Origin of the sequence: Streptomyces sp. NPDC015130 (genome assembly GCF_043080005.1) — a bacterium.
Lineage (GTDB): Bacteria > Actinomycetota > Actinomycetes > Streptomycetales > Streptomycetaceae > Streptomyces.
Window position 1 is genome coordinate 157,604 of record NZ_JBIBVC010000005.1, and the last position, 21,129, is coordinate 178,732.

Consider the following 21,129-nt stretch of genomic DNA (forward strand, 5'->3'; position numbering starts at 1 on the left):
TCAGCCCCTCACAGCTTCATCAGGCTGGCGTCGTCGACCGAGGCCGAGTGGCGGGCACGGAAGACGGACACGATGATCGCGAGCCCGACGACGACCTCCGCGGCGGCGACGACCATCGTGAAGAACGCGATGATCTGGCCGTCGAGGTTGCCGTGCATGCGGGAGAAGGCGACGAACGCGAGGTTGCAGGCGTTGAGCATCAGCTCGACGCACATGAAGACCACGATCGCGTTCCGCCGGATCAGCACCCCCACCGCACCGATGGTGAACAGCAGGGCCGCGAGATACAGGTAGTTGACGGGGTTCACCGGGTGGCCTCCTCTTCGTCCCGGTCCCGGCCGAGCCGCTCCTCGGAGCGCTGCTCCAGGGCCTTGAGGTCGGCGAGCGCCTCGCCGGACACGTCCCGGACCTGGCCCCGCTTGCGCAGGGTCTGCATGACGGTGAGCTCCGACGGGGAGCCGTCGGGGAGCAGACCGGCGACGTCCACGGCGTTGTGCCGGGCGTAGACACCGGGTGCGGGGAGCGGCGGCACGTGCGTGCCCTCGCGGACGCGCTGCTCGGAGAGCTCGCGCTGGGTGCGGGCCCGCTCGGTGCGCTCGCGGTGCGTGAGCACCATCGCGCCGACGGCCGCGGTGATCAGGAGCGCGCCGGTGATCTCGAAGGCGAAGACGTACTTGGTGAAGATGAGGGCGGCGAGGCCCTCCACGTTTCCGCCGTACGCCGCGTTGGCCGCGCCGAGGCCGGTGAACTCGGTGAGCGAGGCCTGGCCGATGCCGGCGACCAGCAGGATGCCGAAGCCGAGGCCGCAGGCCGCGGCCCACCAACGCTGGCCCTTGATGGTCTCCTTCAGCGAGTCCGCGGCCGTGACGCCGACCAGCATGACGATGAAGAGGAAGAGCATCATGATCGCGCCGGTGTAGACGACGATCTGGACGATGCCGAGGAAGTACGCGCCGTTGGCGAGGTAGAAGACCGCGAGGACGATCATCGTGCCGGCCAGCGACAGCGCGCTGTGCATGGCCTTCTTCATCAGGATCGTGGCGAGGGCGCCGACGACGGCGACCGTGCCGAGGACCCAGAACTGGAAGGCCTCGCCGGACGAGGTCGTGTAGGCAGCGAGGTTGGCGCTCATGCGTCCGCCCCCTCCGCCTCGCCCTGCTCGCCCTTGGAGACGGCGACCTGCTGGACGGTCCCGGGCGCGGCCTCGGTGACGAGGCCCCGGTAGTAGTCCTGCTCGGTCATGCCGGGGAAGATCGCGTGCGGGGAGTCGACCATGGTCTCCTCCAGGCCCACGAGCAGCTGCTCCTTGGTGTAGATCAGGTTCTCGCGGGAGGAGTCGGCCAGTTCGAACTCGTTGGTCATCGTCAGCGCGCGCGTGGGGCAGGCCTCGATGCACAGCCCGCAGAGGATGCAGCGGGCGTAGTTGATCTGGTAGACGCGGCCGTACCGCTCGCCGGGCGAGTAGCGCTCCTCGTCGGTGTTGTCCGCGCCCTCGACGTAGATCGCGTCGGCGGGACAGGCCCAGGCGCAGAGCTCGCAGCCGACGCACTTCTCCAGGCCGTCGGGGTGACGGTTGAGCTGGTGCCGGCCGTGGAAGCGGGGCGCCGTCGTCTTCTGCTGCTCCGGGTACTGCTCGGTCAGCCGCTTCTTGAACATGGCCTTGAAGGTCACGCCGAAGCCGGCCACCGGATTCTGGAAGTCAGACACCGTCCGTCTCCTTTCCCTCACTCGCAGTAGCAGTATCGGAGGCGCCACTGACAACGAGGTCCTCGTGGTGCCGCGGCCTGCGCCGCGGCACGGGCGGCAGGGACTGTCCGGGCTTGGGCGGTACGGGGAAGCCCCCGGCCATCGGGTCGAAGGCGCGCTCCTTCTCGGGCGCCGCCGCCTGCGCCTTCGCCTTCCTGTCGCGGAAGGTGTCGAAGAGGAAGGAGAGCAGCAGCAGCCCGAGGACGGCCCCGGCCACGTACAGGACGATGTTGCTGAACGCGATGTTCTCGTTCCGCAGGGCCCGGACGGTGGCGACGAGCATGAGCCAGACCACGGAGACCGGGATGAGGACCTTCCACCCGAGCTTCATCAGCTGGTCGTAGCGGACGCGGGGCAGGGTGCCGCGGAGCCAGATGAAGAAGAAGAGGAGCAGCTGCACCTTGAGGACGAACCAGAGCATCGGCCACCAGCCGTGGTTCGCGCCCTCCCAGAAGGTGGAGACCGGGTACGGGGCCCGCCAGCCGCCCAGGAAGAGCGTCACCGACACGGCCGAGACCGTCACCATGTTCACGTACTCGGCGAGCATGAACATCGCGAACTTGATGGACGAGTACTCGGTGTTGAAGCCGCCGACGAGGTCGCCCTCGGACTCCGGCATGTCGAAGGGGGCGCGGTTGGTCTCGCCGACCATCGTGACGATGTAGATGATGAACGAGACCGGCAGCAGGATGACGAACCAGCGGTCCGCCTGCGCCTCGACGATCGCCGAGGTCGACATCGACCCGGAGTAGAGGAAGACCGAGGCGAAGGCCGCGCCCATGGCGATCTCGTACGAGATCATCTGCGCGCACGAGCGCAGGCCGCCGAGCAGCGGGTACGTGGAGCCGGAGGACCAGCCGGCGAGGACGATGCCGTAGATGCCGACGGAGGCGACCGCGAGGACGTACAGCATCGCGATCGGCAGGTCGGTGAGCTGCATCGCCGTGCGGTGGCCGAAGATCGACACCTCGTTGCCCGCGGGCCCGAAGGGGATCACGGCGATCGCCATGAAGGCCGGGATCGCGGCGATGATCGGGGCGAGGACGTAGACGACCTTGTCGGCCTTCCGGACGATCACGTCCTCCTTGAGCATCAGCTTGATGCCGTCCGCGAGGGACTGGAGGAGGCCCCAGGGGCCGTGCCGGTTGGGGCCGACGCGCAGCTGCATCCAGGCGACGACCTTGCGCTCCCACACGATGGAGAACAGCACGGTGACCATCAGGAAGGCGAAGCAGAAGACGGCCTTGATCGCGACGAGCCACCAGGGGTCCGTGCCGAACATGGACAGGTCTTCGGCGGCGAGGAGGGTGTTCATGCCTGCACCTCCGTCGGGGTGGCCGGGCCGATGCGGACCAGGTCGCCGGGGCGGGCGCCGGTGTCGGAGAGGACGCCGGCGCCGGCCGAGTTCAGCGGGAGCCAGACCACGCGGTCGGGCATCTCGGTGACCTGGAGCGGGAAGGCGACCGAGCCGGCCGGGCCGGTGACCTCCAGGGTGTCGCCGTCCTTGACGCCGGCGTCGGCGGCGGTGGCGGCGGAGAGCCGGGCGACGGCCGCGTGGCGGGTGCCGGCGAGGGCGGTGTCGCCCTCCTGGAGGCGGCCGAGGTCGAGGAGCAGCCGGTGTCCGGCGAGGACGGCCTCGCCGTCGCCGGGCCGGGGCGCCGGCCGGCCGGGCTCGACGGGCTCGGAGGCCCGCTCCTCGGTCCAGCGGCCGAGCCGGTCCAGCTCCCGTCGCGCGGACCGCAGGTCGGGCAGGCCCAGGTGGACGTCCATGGCGTCGGCGAGCATGTGGAGCACGCGCGCGTCGGTCGGGGCGAGCGTCCGGGTCATCTGCTCGGGCTTGAGCGCGGCCTCGAAGAGGCGTGCCCTGCCCTCCCAGTTGAGGAAGGTGCCGGACTTCTCGGCGACGGCGGCGACCGGGAGGACGACGTCGGCGCGGTCGGTGACCTCGCCGGGCCGCAGCTCCAGGGAGACGACGAAGGCCGCGTCGAGGGCCTCGCGCGCGCGTGCCGGGTCGGGCAGGTCGACGACGTCGACGCCGGCGACGAGCAGGGCGGCGAGCTCGCCGGTGGCCGCGGCCTCCAGGATCTGGCCGGTGTCGCGGCCGTAGCGGGGCGGGAGTTCGCGGACGCCCCAGGCGGCGGCGACCTCCTCCCGCGCGCGCGGGTCGGTCGCGGGCCGGCCGCCGGGCAGCAGCGTCGGGACGGCTCCCGCCTCCACCGCTCCGCGTTCGCCGGAGCGGCGCGGGATCCAGACGAGCCGGGCGCCGGTGGCGGCCGAGGCGCGCAGGGCGGCGGTGAGCGCGCCGGGCACGCCCGCGAGGCGCTCGCCGACGGCGATGACGGCGCCTTCCCGGCGGAGGGCCTCGGCGGCGGCGGGTCCTTCGCCTTCGAGGCTGAGCCGGGAGGTGAGGGCGTCGAGCCACTCGGTCTCGGTGCCGGGCGCGGCCGGCAGCAGGGTGCCGCCCGCCTTCTCCAGGCCGCGGCTCGCGAAGGCGGCGATGGCGTAGGTCTTCTGACCGTGCTTGCGCCAGGCCTTGCGGAGCCGCAGGAAGACGCCGGGGGCCTCCTCCTCGGCCTCCAGGCCGACGAGGAGCACGGCCGGCGCCGCTTCCAGCGAGGTGTACGTGACGCCGCTGCCTCCCCCGAGGTCCTTCCCGCGTCCGGCGACGGCGGAGGCGAGGAAGTCGGCCTCCTCGCCGGAGTGGACCCGGGCCCGGAAGTCGATGTCGTTGGTGTCGAGGGCGACCCGGGCGAACTTGGCGTACGCGTAGGAGTCCTCGACGGTCAGCCGGCCGCCGGCGAGGACGCCGGTGCGGCCGCGGACGAGTCCGCGGGCGGCGGCCTCCAGGGCCTCCGGCCAGGACGCCGCTTCGAGCTCACCGGTCTCGGTGTTGCGGACGAGCGGGGTGGTGAGCCGGTCGCGCTGCTGGGCGTACCGGAAGCCGAAGCGGCCCTTGTCGCAGATCCACTCCTCGTTGACCTCGGGGTCCTCGGCGGCGAGCCGCCGCATGACCTTGCCGCGCCGGTGGTCGGTGCGGGTGGCGCAGCCGCCGGAGCACTGCTCGCAGACCGACGGCGTGGAGACCAGGTCGAAGGGGCGGGAGCGGAAGCGGTAGGCGGCCGAGGTGAGGGCGCCGACCGGGCAGATCTGGATGGTGTTGCCGGAGAAGTACGACTCGAAGGGGTCGCCCTCGCCGGTGCCGACCTGCTGGAGCGCGCCGCGCTCGATCAGTTCGATCATCGGGTCGCCCGCGACCTGGTTGGAGAAGCGGGTGCAGCGGGCGCACAGGACGCAGCGCTCGCGGTCGAGGAGGACCTGGGTGGAGATCGGTACGGGCTTCTCGTAGGTCCGCTTGACGCCCTCGAAGCGGGACTCGGCCTGTCCGTGGGACATGGCCTGGTTCTGCAGGGGGCACTCGCCGCCCTTGTCGCAGACCGGGCAGTCCAGCGGGTGGTTGACGAGCAGCAGCTCCATCACGCCGTGCTGGGCCTTCTCGGCCACGGGCGAGGTGAGCTGCGACCTGACCACCATGCCGTCGGTGCAGGTGATGGTGCAGGAGGCCATGGGCTTGCGCTGGCCCTCGACCTCGACGATGCACTGGCGGCAGGCGCCGGCGGGGTCGAGGAGCGGGTGGTCGCAGAAGCGCGGGATCTCGATGCCGAGCTGTTCGGCGGCGCGGATGACCAGCGTCCCCTTGGGGACGGAGATCTCGATGCCGTCGATGGTCAGCGTGACGAGGTCCTGGGGCGGGAGCGCCGCCTCGCCGCCCCCGGAGGGGGCAGACGTGGTGACTGTCATGCGTTCACCTCCGTGTTGTCTGCGCGCCGGTCGGCCCAGACGGTCGACCTGGCGGGGTCGAAGGGGCAGCCCTTGCCCGTGATGTGCTGCTCGTACTCGTCGCGGAAGTACTTGAGCGAGGAGAAGATCGGCGAGGCGGCGCCGTCGCCGAGGGCGCAGAACGACTTGCCGTTGATGTTGTCGGCGATGTCGTTCAGCTTGTCGAGGTCGGCCATGACGCCCTTGCCGGCCTCGATGTCGCGGAGCAACTGGACGAGCCAGTAGGTGCCTTCGCGGCAGGGGGTGCACTTGCCGCAGGACTCGTGGGCGTAGAACTCGGTCCAGCGGGTGACGGCCCGGACGACGCAGGTCGTCTCGTCGAAGCACTGGAGGGCCTTGGTGCCGAGCATGGATCCGGCGGCGCCGACGCCCTCGTAGTCGAGGGGCACGTCGAGGTGCTCGTCGGTGAACATGGGGGTGGAGGAGCCGCCGGGGGTCCAGAACTTGAGCCGGTGACCCGGCCGCATGCCGCCGCTCATGTCGAGGAGCTGGCGCAGCGTGATGCCGAGGGGGGCCTCGTACTGGCCGGGCGAGGCGACGTGGCCGCTGAGCGAGTACAGCGTGAAGCCCGGGGACTTCTCGCTGCCCATCGAGGTGAACCACTCCTTGCCGCGGTTGAGGATCGCGGGAACGGACGCGATGGACTCGACGTTGTTCACCACGGTGGGGCAGGCGTACAGACCGGCGACCGCGGGGAAGGGGGGACGCAGCCGGGGCTGGCCGCGGCGCCCTTCGAGCGAGTCGAGCAGGGCGGTCTCCTCGCCGCAGATGTACGCGCCGGCGCCGGCGTGGACGGTGAGTTCGAGGTTCAGACCGCTGCCGAGGATGTTCCGGCCGAGGTAGCCGGCCGCGTAGGCCTCGCGGACGGCCTCGTGGAGGCGGCGCAGGACGGGGACGACCTCGCCGCGCAGGTAGATGAACGCGTGCTCGGAGCGGATCGCGTAGCAGGCGATGATCATTCCCTCGATGAGGGAGTGCGGGTTGGCGAAGAGGAGCGGGATGTCCTTGCAGGTGCCGGGCTCGGACTCGTCGGCGTTGACGACGAGGTAGTGGGGCTTGCCGTCGCCCTGCGGGATGAACTGCCACTTCATGCCGGTGGGGAAGCCGGCGCCGCCGCGGCCGCGGAGCCCGGATTCCTTGACGTACGCGATGAGGTCGTCGGGGCTCATCGCGAGGGCCCGCTTGAGGCCCTGGTATCCCTCGTGCCGCTCGTAGGTCTCCAGGGTCCAGGAGTTGGGCTGGTCCCAGAAGGCGGAGAGGACGGGGGCGAGAAGCTTCTCGGGGCTGCTGTTGTCGATCTCGGCCGCCAAGGTCATCACTCCCCCTCCTGACGGGTTGCCTCACCGCGCGGGTGGACGATTCGGTGGTGGGGCGCCTCGCCCTTGGCCAGTCGCAGTCCGACGAGGGAGGCGGGGCCCGCTCCGCCGGTGGCCTCGACGGCGCCGGGGCGCTCGTCGGGGAAGCCGGCGAGGATGCGGGCGGTCTCCTTGAAGGTGCAGAGGGGGGCGCCACGGGTGGGTTCGACGGTCCGTCCGGCCCGCAGGTCGTCCACCATCTGCTTGGCGGACTCCGGGGTCTGGTTGTCGAAGAACTCCCAGTTGACCATCACGACCGGTGCGAAGTCGCAGGCCGCGTTGCACTCGATGTGTTCGAGGGTGATCTTGCCGTCGTCGGTCGTCTCGTTGTTGCCGACGGCGAGGTGCTGCTTGAGCTCCTCGAAGATGGCGTCGCCGCCCATGACCGCGCAGAGCGTGTTCGTGCAGACGCCGACCTGGTAGTCGCCGGAGGGCTTGCGCCGGTACATCGTGTAGAAGGTGGCGACGGCGGTGACCTCGGCGGTGGTCAGGCCGAGGAGGTCGGCGCAGAACCGCATGCCGGTACGGGTCACGTGGCCCTCCTCCGACTGCACGAGGTGCAGCATCGGCAGGAGCGCGGAGCGGGAGTCCGGGTAGCGGGCGATGATCTCGCGCGCGTCCTGCTCCAGGCGCGCGTGGACCTCGGCCGGGTACTCGGGGGCGGGCAGCTGGGGCATCCCCAGGCTGACGTTCTCCGTCATCGGTCGACGCCTCCCATCACGGGGTCGATGGAGGCGACGGCGACGATGACGTCGGCGACCTGGCCGCCCTCGCACATCGCGGCCATGGCCTGGAGGTTGGTGAACGACGGGTCGCGGAAGTGGACCCGGTAGGGGCGGGTGGAGCCGTCGGAGACGACGTGCACGCCGAGCTCGCCCTTGGGTGACTCGACGGCCGCGTAGGCCTGCCCGGCGGGGACCCGGAAGCCCTCGGTGACCAGCTTGAAGTGGTGGATCAGGGCCTCCATGGAGGTGCCCATGATCTTCTTGATGTGGTCGAGGGAGTTGCCGAGGCCGTCGGGGCCGAGCGCGAGCTGCGCGGGCCAGGCGATCTTCTTGTCGCCGACCATGACCGGTCCCGGGGCGAGGCGGTCGAGGCACTGCTCGACGATCCGCAGCGACTGCCGCATCTCCTCCAGGCGGACCAGGAAGCGTCCGTAGGAGTCGCAGGTGTCGGCGGTCGGGACGTCGAACTCGTAGTCCTCGTAGCCGCAGTACGGGTCGGACTTGCGCAGGTCGTGCGGGAGGCCGGCCGACCGGAGGATCGGTCCGGTGGCGCCGAGGGCCATGCAGCCGGTGAGGTCGAGGTAGCCCACGTCCTGCATGCGGGCCTTGAAGATGGGGTTGCCGGTGGCGAGCTTGTCGTACTCCGGCAGGTTCTTCTTCATGGTCTTCACGAACTCGCGGACGGCGTCGACGGCGCCGGGCGGCAGGTCCTGGGCGAGGCCGCCGGGGCGGATGAACGCGTGGTTCATGCGCAGGCCGGTGATCAGCTCGTACAGGTCCAGGATCATCTCGCGGTCCCGGAAGCCGTAGATCATGATCGTGGTGGCGCCGAGCTCCATGCCGCCGGTGGCGATGCACACCAGGTGGGAGGAGAGCCGGTTGAGCTCCATGAGCAGGACGCGGATGACGCTGGCGCGGTCCGGGATCTGCTCGGTGATGCCGAGGAGCTTCTCCACGCCGAGGCAGTACGCCGTCTCGTTGTAGAACGAGGTGAGGTAGTCCATGCGCGTGACGAAGGTGGTGCCCTGCGTCCAGGTCCGGTACTCGAGGTTCTTCTCGATGCCGGTGTGGAGGTAGCCGATGCCGCAGCGGGCCTCGGTGACGGTCTCGCCGTCGATCTCCAGGATGAGCCGGAGCACGCCGTGGGTCGACGGGTGCTGCGGGCCCATGTTGACGATGATGCGCTCGTCGTCGGCCTTGGCGGCGGACTGGACGACCTCTTCCCAGTCGCCGCCGGTCACCGTGTAGACGGCGCCTTCTGTCGTCTCCCGGGGGGAGGCGGACGGGGTGTTCACGAGTACGACCTCCGCTGGTCCGGAGCCGGGATCTGGGCGCCCTTGTACTCGACGGCGATGCCGCCGAGGGGGTAGTCCTTGCGCTGCGGGTGGCCCTGCCAGTCGTCCGGCATCATGATCCGGGTGAGGGCGGGGTGGCCGTCGAAGACGATGCCGAAGAAGTCGTACGCCTCGCGCTCGTGCCAGTCGTTCGTCGGGTAGACGGCGACGAGGGACGGGACGCGCGGGTCGGCGTCGGGCGCCGAGACCTCCAGGCGGATCAGCCTGCCGTGGGTGAGCGAGCGCAGGTGGTAGACGGCGTGCAGCTCGCGACCCTTGTCCTCGGGGTAGTGGACGCCGGAGACGCCGGTGCAGAGCTCGAAGCGGAGCGCCGGGTCGTCGCGGAGGGTGCGGGCCACCCGGACGAGGTGCTCGCGCTCGATGTGGAAGGTGAGCTCGTCGCGGTCGACGACCGTCTTCTCGATGGCGTTGCCGGGGAGCAGTCCCTGCTCCTCCAGGGCGCCTTCGAGTTCGTCGGCTACCTCGTCGAACCAGCCGCCGTACGGCCGGGTGGCCGGGCCGGGGAGGCGGATCGAGCGGACGAGGCCGCTGTAGCCGGACGTGTCGGCGCCGCTCTGGGCGCCGAACATGCCACGCTGGACCCTGATCTCTTCCCCGTGGTCGCCGCGCTGGCCCGGCAGGTTCTGCGCGCTGAGGTCCTTCTCGGGGTTGGGTGTCTCGTCGCTCACCGGAGCAGACCCTTCAATTCGATCGTCGGCAGCGCCTTGAGCGCCGCTTCCTCCGCCTCCCGGGCCGCCTCCTCGGCGTTCACGCCGAGCTTGGAGGTCTGGATCTTCTGGTGGAGCTTGAGGATCGCGTCGAGGAGCATCTCCGGCCGCGGCGGACAGCCGGGCAGGTAGATGTCGACGGGCACGATGTGGTCGACGCCCTGCACGATCGCGTAGTTGTTGAACATGCCGCCCGAGGAGGCGCAGACGCCCATCGAGATGACCCACTTGGGGTTGGGCATCTGGTCGTAGACCTGCCGCAGGACCGGTGCCATCTTCTGGCTGACGCGGCCGGCGACGATCATGAGGTCGGCCTGGCGTGGTGAGCCGCGGAAGACCTCCATGCCGAAGCGGGCCAGGTCGTACCGGCCGGCGCCGGTGGTCATCATCTCGATGGCGCAGCAGGCGAGGCCGAAGGTCGCGGGGAACACGGACGCCTTGCGCACCCAGCCCGCGGCCTGTTCGACCGTCGTCAGCAGAAAGCCGCTCGGGAGTTTCTCTTCGAGTCCCATAGGTGCCCCTCAGCCCCTCAGTCCCATTCCAGGCCGCCGCGACGCCACACGTAGGCGTAGGCGACGAAGACGGTGAGCACGAAGAGCAGCATCTCCACGAGCCCGAAAAGCCCCAGGGCGTCGAACGTGACCGCCCAGGGGTAGAGGAAGACGATCTCGATGTCGAAGACGATGAAGAGCATCGCCGTCAGGTAGTACTTGATCGGGAAGCGGCCGCCTCCGGCGGGAGTGGGCGTCGGCTCGATGCCGCACTCGTACGCCTCAAGCTTTGCCCTGTTGTACCGCTTTGGCCCGATAAGCGTGGCCATGACCACGGAGAAGATCGCAAACCCCGCACCCAGGGCACCGAGCACGAGGACGGGCGCGTACGCATTCACGCTCCTCGCTCCTTCCAGTCGTCCTTGACCGTTGGATCGCACGGCCGGACCGTGAAAGATCGCCCCCATGTGAGGCAGTTCACAAGCCCGGCTGCCCCGCATCTTATGCCCGCCCCTCTGTGATCTGCGACACGGGGTACAGCGCGGAGTTTGTGATCTCCACCACCTGACGAAGGATCATGAAGCCGGATGAGCGGTGATCTTGTTGCGCGAAGCGCCCAGGTGATCACCAGATGTGACATCCACACCGGAAGATGCTGCTCGGAAGGGGTGGCGCACTATCAAGCCATGGCCCATACAGGCAAATTGGCGGCGGGATCGATCAAGGTGATAAAGGAAGCCGCCGTCGCCCGGTCGGGGGGTCCCGCGTACAGAGGTGGACGCGTGCGCGCGTTCACGAGCTCGGATGTGACCTGCGCCACACCACAAGAGGGTCCGGAAAAACGGGGCTTGGCCACAGAGGTGAAGAGGTGGTAAGCGACGGGCAATTCGGACCTTTTATTGAAAACGCATGATCAAGGGCGCGATGAGCCATGCCCGATTTGCCCGTTACGGCGTCAATAAGGGCGCCAGAGAACCGGATTCAGCCATTCCCTGGGCAACTGTGGCGCAGCCCACGTTTCTTGAAGGGAACCGCCCGGCCCTGATAGCGGTTGTTCCCATGTCCCACTCCGCTCACATACCCAGCCACCGGAAGCCCCGCCGCAGCGCCTCGAAGCTCGCGCTCCGCGCCGGAGTTGCCGGTGGCGTCCTCGGCACCATCGCGGTGGCCGGTGCTGCCGGGCCGGCTCATGCCGAGCCGGTGACCGAGACCATCGAAATGCCCACGCTCGGATCCCTCGACACCGCGGGCCTGGCGAGCGCTGTCGCCGCCTCCGCCGAGGCGTCCCAGCAGGAGGCCCTCGACCAGAGCCTGGAGAGCCAGGAGCACGCGGCCCTGCAGAAGGCCGCGAAGGAGGCCAAGAAGGCCAAGGCCGAGGCGGACCGCAAGGCCGAGGCCGAGCGCGCCGAGAAGGCCCGCGCCGAGGCCGAGGCCAAGGCCGCGGCGGAGAAGGCCGAGCAGGAGCGCCAGGAGGCCGCGGAGCGCGCCTCCCGCGACCGTGCGCGCACCCAGCTCTCCACCACCTCCACGAGCGACAGCGGCTCGGGCTCCGGCTCCTCCGGCACCTCGGACAGCGGCTCCTCCACGGGCAGCAGCACCAACGAGACGCAGGCCCCCTCCGGCTCCGCCGCCGCGATCGTGGCCTTCGCGCGCGCCCAGATCGGCGACGCGTACGTCATGGGCAGCACCGGCCCCAACTCCTGGGACTGCTCCGGTCTCGTCCAGGCCGCCTACGCCTCCGTCGGCATCGACCTGCCGCGCATCTCCAGTGACCAGTCCAGCCGCGGCACCTCCGTCTCGCTGAGCAACCTCCAGCCGGGCGACGTCCTGTACTGGGGCAGCCGCAGCGGCTCGTACCACGTCGCCATCTACGTCGGCGGCGGCAAGTACGTCGGCGCGCAGAACCCGTCCACGGGCGTCGTCGAGCGCTCGCTCGACTGGGACACCCCGTCGGGCGCCGTCCGGATCCTCTGATCCGGCGCACCACGTGAGCATCTGACGAAGGGCCGTCACTCCTCGGGGGAGAGACGGTCCTTCGTCGTGCGCGGCCCCCTCGGGTCAGTGGCGGAGCGCCTCGGCCGGTTCGACGCGGGAGGCCCGCCAGGCCGGGTAGAGACCGGCGGCCACGCCCGTCCCCAGACCGATCAGCGGCGCCGCGACGACCGCCGCGGGATGGACGACCGGGGTCCAGTCCCTGGCGAGCGCCACTCCGACCACCGTGCACACGCCCAGCGCCGTCCCGACGAGCCCGCCGACCGCGCCCAGGGCCCCCGACTCCGTGAGGAACTGGGCGGTGACGTGCCGCGCCCGGGCGCCCAGGGCCCGCCGCAGACCGATCTCACCGGTCCGCTCCAGCACCGCGACCAGCGTGGTGTTCGCGATGCCGACCGCCCCGATCACCAGACAGACCCCGGCGAGCAGCAGGAACAGCTGGTCGAGGTCGCCGGTGACGCCCGCCCGCAGCGCCCTCGGGTCCGGCGGCGGGACGGCCTTCACGTACTCCGGGTGGTCCGGGCGCAGCGCGACCGCGGCCTCGGCGGCGATCTGCCGGGCGGCCCCCGTCTCCGTGGCGATCAGCATCCGCGCGTCGCCGGGCCCGGGCGGCCCCCACATCCGCTCGGCGGTCGTCCGGGGCACGCTCACCGACATCAGGACGTCCGGCCGGCGCTCGACGTCGTCGACGATGCCGGCCACCACGAAGGGCTCGTCGCCGATGAACACCGCGGGCCGGGTCTCCAGGGTGGTGATGCCGAGCCGGGCCGCGACGGACGCCCCGACGACCGCGACCGGCTGCGCCTTCGCCGAGGCGAACTCGTCGTAGAGCCGGCCCTGCGCGAGGCGGGGGACGGCGGCCCGGAGCGCGCCGGGCGAGGCGGCGACCACGTCGACCGGGACGCCGTCCGCGCCGTCGCCCACCGGTGCGGCGCGCACGGTGACGTCCGGGCCGAGCCGGACCGTCCAGTAGACCCCGGCGTCCCGGACGCCGCCGAGCCGCCCGATCCGGGCGTCCGCGTCGGCGGGGAAGGCGGGGCCGGCGAACTCGTCCTGCTCCTGGGCGATGTCCTCGACGGTGACCTCGGTGGCGGTCAGCAGGTCGAAGCGGGAGTCGATCCGGGAGGACGTGGTGGCCGTCAGCCCGAGGACCGCGACGAAGGTGCCGACGCCGAGGACCGTGCCGAGCGCGGTGAGCACGGACCGGCCGGGGCGCTGGAGCATGCCCGCGACGGCCTCGGAGAGCGCGTCGCGGGGCGTGAGGCGCGAGGGTTCGACGACCCGGTCGGCACGGGGGCGGCGGATTCTCACGCGGGGTCCCGTTCGGAGCGGGGGGAGGCGGGCGTGGGCGGAGCCTGGCGGGGTGGGGTGGGTTCGGGCGGTGGGACCTTGCGGGGTGCGGTGGTTTCGGGCCGTTCTCTCAGGACGCCGTCGCGGATCGTGACCGTACGCCCGGCACGGGCGGCGACCTCGCCGTCGTGGGTGATGACGACGACCGTCATGCCGGCGGCATGGAGTTCGCCGAGGAGCGCGAGGACCGTCTCCGCGTTTCCGGAGTCGAGGTTTCCCGTCGGCTCGTCGCAGAGGAGCAGCGAGGGGCGGCCCGCCAGCGCGCGGGCGACGGCGACACGCTGGCGCTCGCCGCCCGAGAGGCGGCCCGGGAGCGCGTCGGCGCGGTGGGCGAGGCCGACGCGGGTCAGCGCCTCCCGGGCCCGGCTGCGGCGCTCGGCGCGGGGCACGGCCGAGTACACCATCGAGAGCATGACGTTCTCCGTGGCGCTGCGGTGCGGCAGGAGGTGGAACGCCTGGAAGACGAAGCCGATGCGGCGCCCGCGCAGGGCCGTGCGGTCGCCGTCGGAGAGGGCCGCCGTGTCGATGCCGTCGAGGAGGTACGTGCCCTCGGTGGGCGCGTCGAGGAGACCGGCGACGTTCAGGAAGGTGGACTTGCCGGAGCCCGAGGGGCCGACGACCGCGACGAACTCGCCTTGGCCGACCGCGAGTTCGCAGGGACGCAGGGCCGGGACCGGCGGTGGGCCCGGGTAGGTGAGGGCGACCCGGCGGAACTCCATGACGGGGGCGCGGGTCACTCCTGCCCCCGGCCGTCCTGGACGGCGCCGGCCGCGGCCACGCCCGTCACGACCTCCGCGCCCTCCGCCAGGGCGCCCGCGGAGAGCGGGACGACCTCGACGTGGCCGTCCCCGAGGGTGCCGGTCCGCACCTCGACGGGGTTCCGGCGCCCCCGCGCGTCGACGACGGTGACCAGGGTCCGGCCGTCCGCGCCCGCCGACACGGCGGTGACGGGGACGACGAGGGCCTCGCCGTCGGTGGAGGCGGCCTCGATCGTCAGCCGCACGTCCTGGCCGGCGAGGGCGGGCGGGATCTCGGTGTCGGGCACGGCGGTGAAGAGGAAGCCGGTGGGGCCCTTCGCGGGGGCGGCACCCTCCTGGTCCGCTCCCCCGCCGGTGCCGTTCGGCGCGGTACGGGCGGAGGTGGGCGCGGTGGCGACGGTGCCGACCTCGGCGGTGAGTTCGGCGCCGGTCACCTCGTCGACGACGCGGACCTTCTGGCCGGGTCTGACCATGCCCCTCTGGTGGTCCTGGAGGTGGCCCTGGGCGAGGAGGCGGCCGGAGGACAGGGTCAGCAGGGTGCCGGACACCGGGGAGCCGGGGCGTACGGCGGTGGAGGCGACCCGGGCGGGGAAGCGCTCCACGAAGACGACCTCCCCGGCCGGGACCATGGGTCCGGCGGCGGCCCAGGCCTTGTCCAGCGCGGTCCGTGCGGTGGCGAGGTCGGCGAGGGCCCGGTCGCGGGCCTTGCGCAGCGCCTTCACCCGGGACCTGTCCCGGGCCTGGGCCCGGGCCCGCTCCTGGGTCTGGGCCTGGGACCGGGCTCGGGCCTGAGCCCGGTCCTCCTCCTCGTCCCCGTCCCTGCCCTCCACGCCCTCCTCGCTGCCCACTCCGCCCTCGCCCTCCTCGCTGTCCACGTCCTCCGCCAGCGCGTCCCGCGCGTCCTCGGCCGCGCGTTCGGCGGCGGTCACGGCGGCCGTGGCGCCGTCGACGGAGGCCCCGTCGTCGTCCTGGGCGGGCCGGGGGTCGTAGCCGACGGAGGCGTAGAACTGCGTCACGGCGACCTTGGTCCCGGCCCCGAAGACGCCCTTCTCGTCGCCGCCCCGGCCGTGTCCGAGCGCGGCCAGCGCGGCCTGGAGCTGGGCGACGTCGTCGCCGCTCGCGCCCGGCTTCAGGTCGCGGTAGACGGGCAGCCGCCCCTTCAGTACGAGGACGGGGCGGCCGGATATCTCCAGGAGGACCTGTCCGGGGCGCACCGCGGCGCCGACGGCGACCGGTGTCTTGGTGACGACGGGCGGCGCGCCCTCGCCGCCGGCGACCACGGGCGCGACCGGGACGGTCTGCCCGGCGACGACGGTGCCGCGCAGGACGACGGTCTCGCGCAGGACGCGGCGCTCGACGGGCGCGGTGAGGACGTCGGGCGGGGGCGCCTGGGCGTCCGCGGCGGCCTGCGCCGGCGACTTGATCACCGTACCGGCGAGGACGCCGGCGCCGGTGAGCACGACGGCGCCGACGACGAGACCACCGAACCACAGGTGCCCGCGGCGGGCGCGGGGTTCGTGGGAGGGCTCCGCCTCCGTTCCGGCGGGCTCAGCCACCGTCGACCGCGGGGCGGCACTTGCGGAGGATCTCGGGGAGCCCCGCGTCGTACTTCAGCGCCTCGCTCTCGGGCACCCGGCCCGTCTTCGGGTCAGGGTCGGGGTAGTCGGGGAACCCGTTGCGCCGGACGCACTCGGACATCGCCTTGTCCCGCTCCAACTGGGTCCGGTCCACCGGCAGTTCGCTGGGCATCAGGCTCCGGCAGGCCTTGTCGGCCGCGCGCTGCGCCTGCTCGCTGTTGGCGTCCTTGTCGACCCGCCGGGCGCCGCCCTCCGTCTCCGTGAGCTTCAGCCCCTGCTCGGCGAGGCAGTCGTAGAACGGGGCGAAGGCGGCTTCCGCCGGGGAGCTCGGGACCGGGCGGGCGGCGGTGGCCGGGTCGGGGTCGCCCCCGCACCCGGTGAGCGCGAGAGCGGCGAGGAGCAGGGGCACGGCGAGCGGGCGTCTCATCGATGCACGTCCTTATCCGGGTGTCCCGGTGCCCGGGACTTCCCGATACGGGGGCGGCGCTCGGAGCCGGCGGCGCGGTGCGCCTCCACGGCTCGGCGCGGAATGGGCCGAGCTGTTCGTACGGCTGCTCGACCCGGGCCACTCTAACGACTTGCTCACCATCACGTCACGCCCACAACTCCCCTACAAAACAAGACGTTTACCGACGCCAAAGCCGGACGGGAAGACATTCGGAAGGCCACGCCTCCGCCGACCTGACGAACTAAGCGGATTCAGCACATCCCCATTTTCGCAAGAAAGTTCGCAGGTCGACGGCGCGCAATGCCTTTGCCGAAAGACGGGTCGAGTCGAATTCGAGGACACGGGGGACGGCCCTGGTGTGTACTTCACGGTCGACTCCTCGCACTTCTTCGCCACGGAAAGGCAAGGACATGAAGAACACCGCTCTCCGCCGCACCCTCACCGCCGTCGCCGCCCTCGGCACCCTCGGAACGGCCGTGCTGGCGACCGCAGGCCCCGCCTCGGCCGTCACCCGGGACGGATACCTGGACATCCGCGAGTTCGGCCTGTTCTACAACTCCGCACTCGGCGGCTCCTTCATTGACCTGTACATGGCAGACGGTGACCTCTCCAACGACCGGTTCATCAGCGCCGGTCCGGGCCAGGGCTACACCGTGAACAACAACGCGGCCTCGTACTTCAACAAGGACCAGGTCACCTGGTACGTCTACACCGGCGCCGGCGCCGGCGGCGTCGAGGGCTGGATCCCCGCGAACTACTTCGGCACCTTCTCCACGACCTTCAAGAACCAGGTCTCCTCGGTCTACCACTTCAAGGCCCGCTGAGACCGGTCGAGGCCGGTCGAGGCCGGTCGAGGCCCACCGCCGAAAGCCGCCCGGCCCCCTGAGCCCCCGCGCCCCGCCCTACTCGCCCCTTCCGGAGCCCGCATGCGTCCCCGACCGCCGCTCACCGCCACCACCGCCCTCCTGCTGGGCGCGGGGCTGCTCGCCGCCTGCTCTTCGGGCGGGACGGCGGGGTCCGTCGGGGCCGGGCCGGTGTCCGACCCGGCCAAGGTGTCGGCCGCCCGGCTGACGTATCCGCTGGATCCGTACAAGACGACGGACGAGCAGATCCGCGGCCTGGAGAAGGCGCAGGACCTGCTGACGGCGGACTGCATGAAGCGGTTCGGGTTCACGTACCGGCCGCCCGTGCGGCCCGCGCCCCGGGGCAGGAGCACGTCGTCGCGGTACGGGGTCACGGACGCGGCGGCGGCGGCGCGGTACGGGTACGTGAAGCCCGGCGTCGCCGAGGCGCCCGAGAAGCCGGCCGCGGATCCGCTGCCGCCCGCCGAGCAGCTGGCGCTGAGCGGACCGCCGCTCAAGGCGAAGCCGGGAGGCGGCCCCGTCCTCCCCCCGGCCACCCTGGAGGAGTCGCGGAGGACCGACAGCGGGCGGACGCTCAACGGGCGGAAGGTGCCCGTCGGCGGCTGCGGCCGGGAGGGGCACCTGCGGCTCTATGCCGAGAAGAAGGACCCGGTGGACCTGCTGTACGTCTTCGGGATGGAGTCCGAGGCCTTCTCCCGGGCCCGGCAGTCGCCGAAGGTGGCCGCGGCGGTCGAGGCCTGGTCCGCGTGCATGGCGGAGAAGGGGTACCGGGTCACCGACCCCGTCTCCCCGCAGCGGGCCCTCGGGCTGGCGTCCGAGGCCGAGTTCGGCGGCGGCCCGGCGATCGCCGCCGCGAAGCAGGACGTGGCCTGCAAGAAGCGCACCGACCTGGTCGCCCTCTGGTACACCGCCGAGGTCGGCTTCCAGAACGCGCTCATGGACGAGCACGCCGAGACCCTGGAGCAGGTCAAGGCGGAGCTGGACGAGCGGATCAGGAAGGCCGCCTCGGTCAACGGGAACTGAGGCGGCCGGTCCTTCGGCGGACGCGCTGCGGACAGCCGGTCCGCAGGTGGCCGGTCCGCAGGTGGCCGGTCCGCGGGCAGCCGGTCCGCAGGGGCCCGTCAGGCCTTCGGGGCCACCTTCGAGAGGCCGTTGATGATGCGGTCCATCGCGTCGCCGCCCGTCGGGTCCGTGAGGTTCGCGAGCATCTTGAGCGTGAACTTCATCAGAAGCGGGTGGGTCAGGCCGCGCTGGGTCGCGATCTTCATGACCTTCGGGTTGCCGATGAGCTTCACGAAGGCGCGGCCGAGCGTGTAGTAGCCGCCGTAGGTGTCCTTGAGGACATGCGGGTAGTTCCGCAGAGCCAGCTCGCGCTGGGCCGGGGTGGCGCGGGCGTGGGCCTGGACGATCACGTCGGCCGCGATCTGGCCGGACTCCATGGCGTACGCGATGCCCTCGCCGTTGAACGGATTGACCATCCCGCCCGCGTCGCCGACGAGCAGCAGGCCCTTCGTGTAGTGCGGCTGGCGGTTGAAGGCCATCGGGAGGGCGGCGCCGCGGATCGGCGTCGTCATGTTCTCCGGGGTGTAGCCCCAGTCCTCGGGCATCGAGGCGCACCAGGCCTTGAGCACCTCGCGCCAGTCCAGCTCCCGGAAGGCGGAGGAGGAGTTGAGGATGCCGAGGCCGACGTTGGAGGTGCCGTCGCCCATGCCGAAGATCCAGCCGTAGCCGGGGAGCAGCCGGTCCTGCGGGCCGCGCCGGTCCCACAGCTCCAGCCAGGACTCCAGGTAGTCGTCGTCGTGGCGGGGGCTGGTGAAGTACGTACGGACGGCGACGCCCATCGGGCGGTCCTCGCGGCGGTGCAGGCCCATGGCGAGGGAGAGCCGCGTGGAGTTGCCGTCGGCGGCGACGACGAGCGGGGCGTGGAAGGTGACTTCGCGCTTCTCCTCGCCGAGCTTGGCGTGGACGCCGGTGATGCGGCCGGTGCGGTCGTCGACGATCGGGGCGCCGACGTTGCAGCGCTCGTACAGCCGGGCGCCGGCCTTCTGCGCCTGCCGGGCGAGCTGCTCGTCGAAGTCGTCGCGCTTGCGGACGAGTCCGTAGTCCGGGTAGGAGGCGAGTTCCGGCCAGTCGAGCTCCAGGCGGACGCCGCCGCCGATGATCCGCAGGCCCTTGTTCCGCAGCCAGCCGGCCTCTTCGGAGATGTCGATGCCCATGGAGACGAGCTGCTTGGTGGCGCGCGGGGTGAGGCCGTCGCCGCAGACCTTCTCGCGGGGGAAGGCGGTCTTCTCCAGGAGCAGGACGTCGAGTCCCGACTTGGCCAGGTAGTACGCGGTGGTGGAGCCGGCCGGGCCCGCCCCGACGACGATCACATCTGCGGTGTGCTCGGAGAGGGGCTGCTCGGTCACGGCGGATTCTCCCGGAGACTCGACGGTAGGGGGCGGTACGGACGTACCGGGGCAGTCTATGGGGGTGGGTCCCGGCCCGTCCGGAGGGCCACCCCCGAAGGGCCGGGCAGGCGGGACTTTCGCAACACGCCCTAGACGGGCTTGAAGCCCCGGTGGAGCGCGACGATTCCGCCGGTCAGGTTCCGCCAGGCCACCTTCGACCAGCCGGCCTTCTGGAGCATGCCCGCCAGGGTCGGCTGGTCCGGCCAGGACCGGATGGACTCGGCCAGGTACACGTACGCGTCCGGGTTCGAGGAGACCGCGCGCGCCACCGGCGGCAGCGCCCGCATCAGGTACTCCTCGTACACCGTGCGGAACGGCGCCCAGGTGGCGTGCGAGAACTCGGAGATGACGACCCGGCCGCCGGGCTTCGTCACCCGGTACAGCTCGCGCAGCGCCTGGTCGGTGTCCTGGATGTTCCGCAGCCCGAAGGAGATCGTGACGGCGTCGAACACGTCGTCGCGGAACGGCAGCTTCGTGCCGTCGCCCGCCGTGAACGGCATCCACGGGTGGTTCTTCTTGCCGACCCGGAGCATCCCCAGCGAGAAGTCGCAGGGCACGACGTACGCCCCCGCGCGGGCGAAGGGCTGCGAGGAGGTGGCCGTGCCCGCCGCGAGGTCGAGGATCTTCTGCGCGGGGCGGGCGTCGACCGCCTTCGCGACCTCCTTGCGCCAGCGGCGGTCCTGGCCGAGCGAGAGCACGTCGTTGGTGAGGTCGTAGTTGGCCGCCACGTCGTCGAACATGGAGGCGACTTCGTGCGGCTTTTTGTCCAGGTTGGCTCGGGTCACGGGACCCATTCAAGCAGCCGCCCGAATCTCTTCCCGTACCGCTTCAACCTTTCGGGCCCGGGGGTGCTCAAGGACGGTCGGAAGCGCTCTTCGGAAGCGCTGCCCGGGAACGAGGGAGCAGGGGTGCGATGGCAGTGCCGACCGAGGTGAGACCCGTGGGGGTGGACGTGGGAACGGACGTGGGAACGGGCGCGGGGTTCGAGGAGTTCGCCCGCTCCGCGCAGCAGCGGCTGTACCGGACGGCGTACCTGCTCTGCGGGGAGGCGGAGGCCGCACGGGACCTGACCCAGACCACGCTGGCCAAGCTGTACCAGCACTGGCGGCGGGCGGGTGCGGCCGACCATCCGCACGCCTACGCCAAGAAGGTCATGACGCGGACGTTCCTGGCGGAGCGGCGGCGCGGGCTGCGGGACCTGCTCGCGCTGACCCGCACCGGCGGCACCGTGCCGGAGCCCGCCGCGGACCACGCCGACCTGCGCGTCACGCTGCTCGACGCGCTGGCCGAGCTGCCGCCGAGGGCCCGGGCGATGGTCGTGCTGCGCTACTGGGAGGACCAGAGCGTGGCCTCCGTGGCGACCCTGCTGCGGTGCAGCGAGGCCACCGTCAAGAGCCAGTGCTCCCGTTCCCTCGCCCGACTCCGCGAACGCCTGGCCGACGCCGGGCTCTCGCTCACGGAAAGCTGAGGTCCAC

The 21,129-nt window shown here is 71.6% G+C and carries 21 protein-coding genes; 4 read left to right on the forward strand and 17 right to left on the reverse strand.

Annotated features, from left to right (window positions below; genetic code table 11):
• Positions 1-8 precede the first annotated feature (8 nt).
• The 11 genes from nuoK to ACF08F_RS12175 are packed head-to-tail and all read right to left on the reverse strand — an operon-like array spanning position 9 to position 10,614.
• Complete coding sequence (nuoK, locus tag ACF08F_RS12125; protein WP_148005711.1) at positions 9-308, reverse strand: NADH-quinone oxidoreductase subunit NuoK; 300 nt, start codon at positions 306-308, stop codon at positions 9-11.
• Positions 305-1,132, reverse strand: coding sequence for an NADH-quinone oxidoreductase subunit J (locus ACF08F_RS12130; protein ID WP_392298393.1), 828 nt, complete (start codon positions 1,130-1,132; stop codon positions 305-307). The genes nuoK and ACF08F_RS12130 overlap by 4 nt, the downstream gene beginning before the upstream one ends.
• Entirely contained in the window at positions 1,129-1,707 is a 579-nt protein-coding gene (gene nuoI, locus ACF08F_RS12135) for an NADH-quinone oxidoreductase subunit NuoI (protein WP_392298394.1), read from the reverse strand. The genes ACF08F_RS12130 and nuoI overlap by 4 nt, the downstream gene beginning before the upstream one ends.
• Entirely contained in the window at positions 1,700-3,061 is a 1,362-nt protein-coding gene (nuoH, locus tag ACF08F_RS12140; protein ID WP_392298395.1) for an NADH-quinone oxidoreductase subunit NuoH, read from the reverse strand. Before nuoH ends, nuoI begins: the two co-directional genes overlap by 8 nt.
• Positions 3,058-5,544 (reverse strand): NADH-quinone oxidoreductase subunit G, encoded by a 2,487-nt coding sequence (locus ACF08F_RS12145; protein ID WP_392298396.1) that lies wholly within the window; start codon positions 5,542-5,544, stop codon positions 3,058-3,060. Before ACF08F_RS12145 ends, nuoH begins: the two co-directional genes overlap by 4 nt.
• Positions 5,541-6,899: an NADH-quinone oxidoreductase subunit NuoF gene (gene nuoF, locus ACF08F_RS12150; protein ID WP_392298397.1), complete on the reverse strand. Its 1,359-nt coding sequence runs from the start codon at positions 6,897-6,899 to the stop codon at positions 5,541-5,543. Before nuoF ends, ACF08F_RS12145 begins: the two co-directional genes overlap by 4 nt.
• Complete coding sequence (nuoE, locus tag ACF08F_RS12155) at positions 6,899-7,639, reverse strand: NADH-quinone oxidoreductase subunit NuoE (protein ID WP_392298398.1); 741 nt, start codon at positions 7,637-7,639, stop codon at positions 6,899-6,901. The genes nuoF and nuoE overlap by 1 nt, the downstream gene beginning before the upstream one ends.
• A complete protein-coding gene (locus ACF08F_RS12160) occupies positions 7,636-8,958 on the reverse strand; it encodes an NADH-quinone oxidoreductase subunit D (RefSeq protein ID WP_392298399.1) in 1,323 nt (440 codons plus the stop codon). Before ACF08F_RS12160 ends, nuoE begins: the two co-directional genes overlap by 4 nt.
• A complete protein-coding gene (locus tag ACF08F_RS12165; RefSeq protein WP_392298400.1) occupies positions 8,955-9,686 on the reverse strand; it encodes an NADH-quinone oxidoreductase subunit C in 732 nt (243 codons plus the stop codon). The genes ACF08F_RS12160 and ACF08F_RS12165 overlap by 4 nt, the downstream gene beginning before the upstream one ends.
• Positions 9,683-10,237, reverse strand: a complete 555-nt coding sequence (locus ACF08F_RS12170) for an NADH-quinone oxidoreductase subunit B family protein (RefSeq protein WP_024756031.1) — start codon at positions 10,235-10,237, stop codon at positions 9,683-9,685. The genes ACF08F_RS12165 and ACF08F_RS12170 overlap by 4 nt, the downstream gene beginning before the upstream one ends.
• Positions 10,238-10,254: 17 nt before the next feature.
• Positions 10,255-10,614: an NADH-quinone oxidoreductase subunit A gene (locus tag ACF08F_RS12175; RefSeq protein WP_019888619.1), complete on the reverse strand. Its 360-nt coding sequence runs from the start codon at positions 10,612-10,614 to the stop codon at positions 10,255-10,257.
• A gap of 661 nt (positions 10,615-11,275) precedes the next feature.
• On the opposite strand from ACF08F_RS12175, the gene ACF08F_RS12180 reads away from it, so the two are divergent.
• A complete protein-coding gene (locus tag ACF08F_RS12180; RefSeq protein ID WP_392298401.1) occupies positions 11,276-12,190 on the forward strand; it encodes a C40 family peptidase in 915 nt (304 codons plus the stop codon).
• A gap of 84 nt (positions 12,191-12,274) precedes the next feature.
• On the opposite strand, the gene ACF08F_RS12185 is transcribed toward ACF08F_RS12180, so the two are convergent.
• Genes ACF08F_RS12185 through ACF08F_RS12200 form a run of 4 tightly spaced genes read right to left on the reverse strand, consistent with a single transcriptional unit; the run spans position 12,275 to position 16,320 of the window.
• On the reverse strand, positions 12,275-13,519 hold the full coding sequence (locus ACF08F_RS12185) for an ABC transporter permease (protein WP_392298402.1): 1,245 nt from the start codon (positions 13,517-13,519) through the stop codon (positions 12,275-12,277).
• Positions 13,516-14,277 (reverse strand): ABC transporter ATP-binding protein, encoded by a 762-nt coding sequence (locus ACF08F_RS12190; RefSeq protein ID WP_392298722.1) that lies wholly within the window; start codon positions 14,275-14,277, stop codon positions 13,516-13,518. The genes ACF08F_RS12185 and ACF08F_RS12190 overlap by 4 nt, the downstream gene beginning before the upstream one ends.
• 14 nt (positions 14,278-14,291) lie before the next feature.
• On the reverse strand, positions 14,292-15,872 hold the full coding sequence (locus ACF08F_RS12195) for a peptidoglycan-binding protein (protein WP_392298403.1): 1,581 nt from the start codon (positions 15,870-15,872) through the stop codon (positions 14,292-14,294).
• The gene (locus tag ACF08F_RS12200) at positions 15,865-16,320 is read right to left on the reverse strand and encodes a hypothetical protein (RefSeq protein ID WP_392298404.1); all 456 of its coding nucleotides are present in this window, start codon (positions 16,318-16,320) and stop codon (positions 15,865-15,867) included. Before ACF08F_RS12200 ends, ACF08F_RS12195 begins: the two co-directional genes overlap by 8 nt.
• Before the next feature lie 431 nt (positions 16,321-16,751).
• Between ACF08F_RS12200 and ACF08F_RS12205 the strand changes: the two genes are divergently transcribed.
• Positions 16,752-17,165 carry a peptidase inhibitor family I36 protein gene (locus tag ACF08F_RS12205; RefSeq protein ID WP_392298405.1) on the forward strand — a complete coding sequence of 138 codons (414 nt, stop codon included), beginning with the start codon at positions 16,752-16,754 and terminating at the stop codon, positions 17,163-17,165.
• A gap of 102 nt (positions 17,166-17,267) precedes the next feature.
• The gene (locus ACF08F_RS12210) at positions 17,268-18,227 is read left to right on the forward strand and encodes a hypothetical protein (RefSeq protein ID WP_392298406.1); all 960 of its coding nucleotides are present in this window, start codon (positions 17,268-17,270) and stop codon (positions 18,225-18,227) included.
• 98 nt (positions 18,228-18,325) lie between these two features.
• Here ACF08F_RS12210 and ACF08F_RS12215 read toward each other — a convergent pair whose 3' ends face one another.
• Entirely contained in the window at positions 18,326-19,612 is a 1,287-nt protein-coding gene (locus tag ACF08F_RS12215) for a geranylgeranyl reductase family protein (RefSeq protein WP_392298407.1), read from the reverse strand.
• Positions 19,613-19,743: 131 nt separating this feature from the next.
• Positions 19,744-20,439, reverse strand: a complete 696-nt coding sequence (locus ACF08F_RS12220) for a demethylmenaquinone methyltransferase (RefSeq protein ID WP_392298408.1) — start codon at positions 20,437-20,439, stop codon at positions 19,744-19,746.
• 128 nt (positions 20,440-20,567) lie between these two features.
• Here ACF08F_RS12220 and ACF08F_RS12225 point away from each other — a divergent pair, with 128 nt between their 5' ends.
• Entirely contained in the window at positions 20,568-21,122 is a 555-nt protein-coding gene (locus ACF08F_RS12225) for a SigE family RNA polymerase sigma factor (protein ID WP_392298409.1), read from the forward strand.
• Positions 21,123-21,129: the final 7 nt, after the last annotated feature.

Coding starts and splice junctions, on each gene's coding strand:
- ACF08F_RS12130 (WP_392298393.1), bottom strand. CDS start 1,132: ATGAGCGCCAACCTCGCTGCCTACACGACCTCGTCCGGCGAGGCCTTC.
- nuoH (WP_392298395.1), bottom strand. CDS start 3,061: ATGAACACCCTCCTCGCCGCCGAAGACCTGTCCATGTTCGGCACGGAC.
- ACF08F_RS12145 (WP_392298396.1), bottom strand. CDS start 5,544: ATGACAGTCACCACGTCTGCCCCCTCCGGGGGCGGCGAGGCGGCGCTC.
- nuoF (WP_392298397.1), bottom strand. CDS start 6,899: ATGACCTTGGCGGCCGAGATCGACAACAGCAGCCCCGAGAAGCTTCTC.
- nuoE (WP_392298398.1), bottom strand. CDS start 7,639: ATGACGGAGAACGTCAGCCTGGGGATGCCCCAGCTGCCCGCCCCCGAG.
- ACF08F_RS12170 (WP_024756031.1), bottom strand. CDS start 10,237: ATGGGACTCGAAGAGAAACTCCCGAGCGGCTTTCTGCTGACGACGGTC.
- ACF08F_RS12180 (WP_392298401.1), top strand. CDS start 11,276: ATGTCCCACTCCGCTCACATACCCAGCCACCGGAAGCCCCGCCGCAGC.
- ACF08F_RS12190 (WP_392298722.1), bottom strand. CDS start 14,277: ATGGAGTTCCGCCGGGTCGCCCTCACCTACCCGGGCCCACCGCCGGTC.
- ACF08F_RS12200 (WP_392298404.1), bottom strand. CDS start 16,320: ATGAGACGCCCGCTCGCCGTGCCCCTGCTCCTCGCCGCTCTCGCGCTC.
- ACF08F_RS12205 (WP_392298405.1), top strand. CDS start 16,752: ATGAAGAACACCGCTCTCCGCCGCACCCTCACCGCCGTCGCCGCCCTC.
- ACF08F_RS12210 (WP_392298406.1), top strand. CDS start 17,268: ATGCGTCCCCGACCGCCGCTCACCGCCACCACCGCCCTCCTGCTGGGC.
- ACF08F_RS12225 (WP_392298409.1), top strand. CDS start 20,568: ATGGCAGTGCCGACCGAGGTGAGACCCGTGGGGGTGGACGTGGGAACG.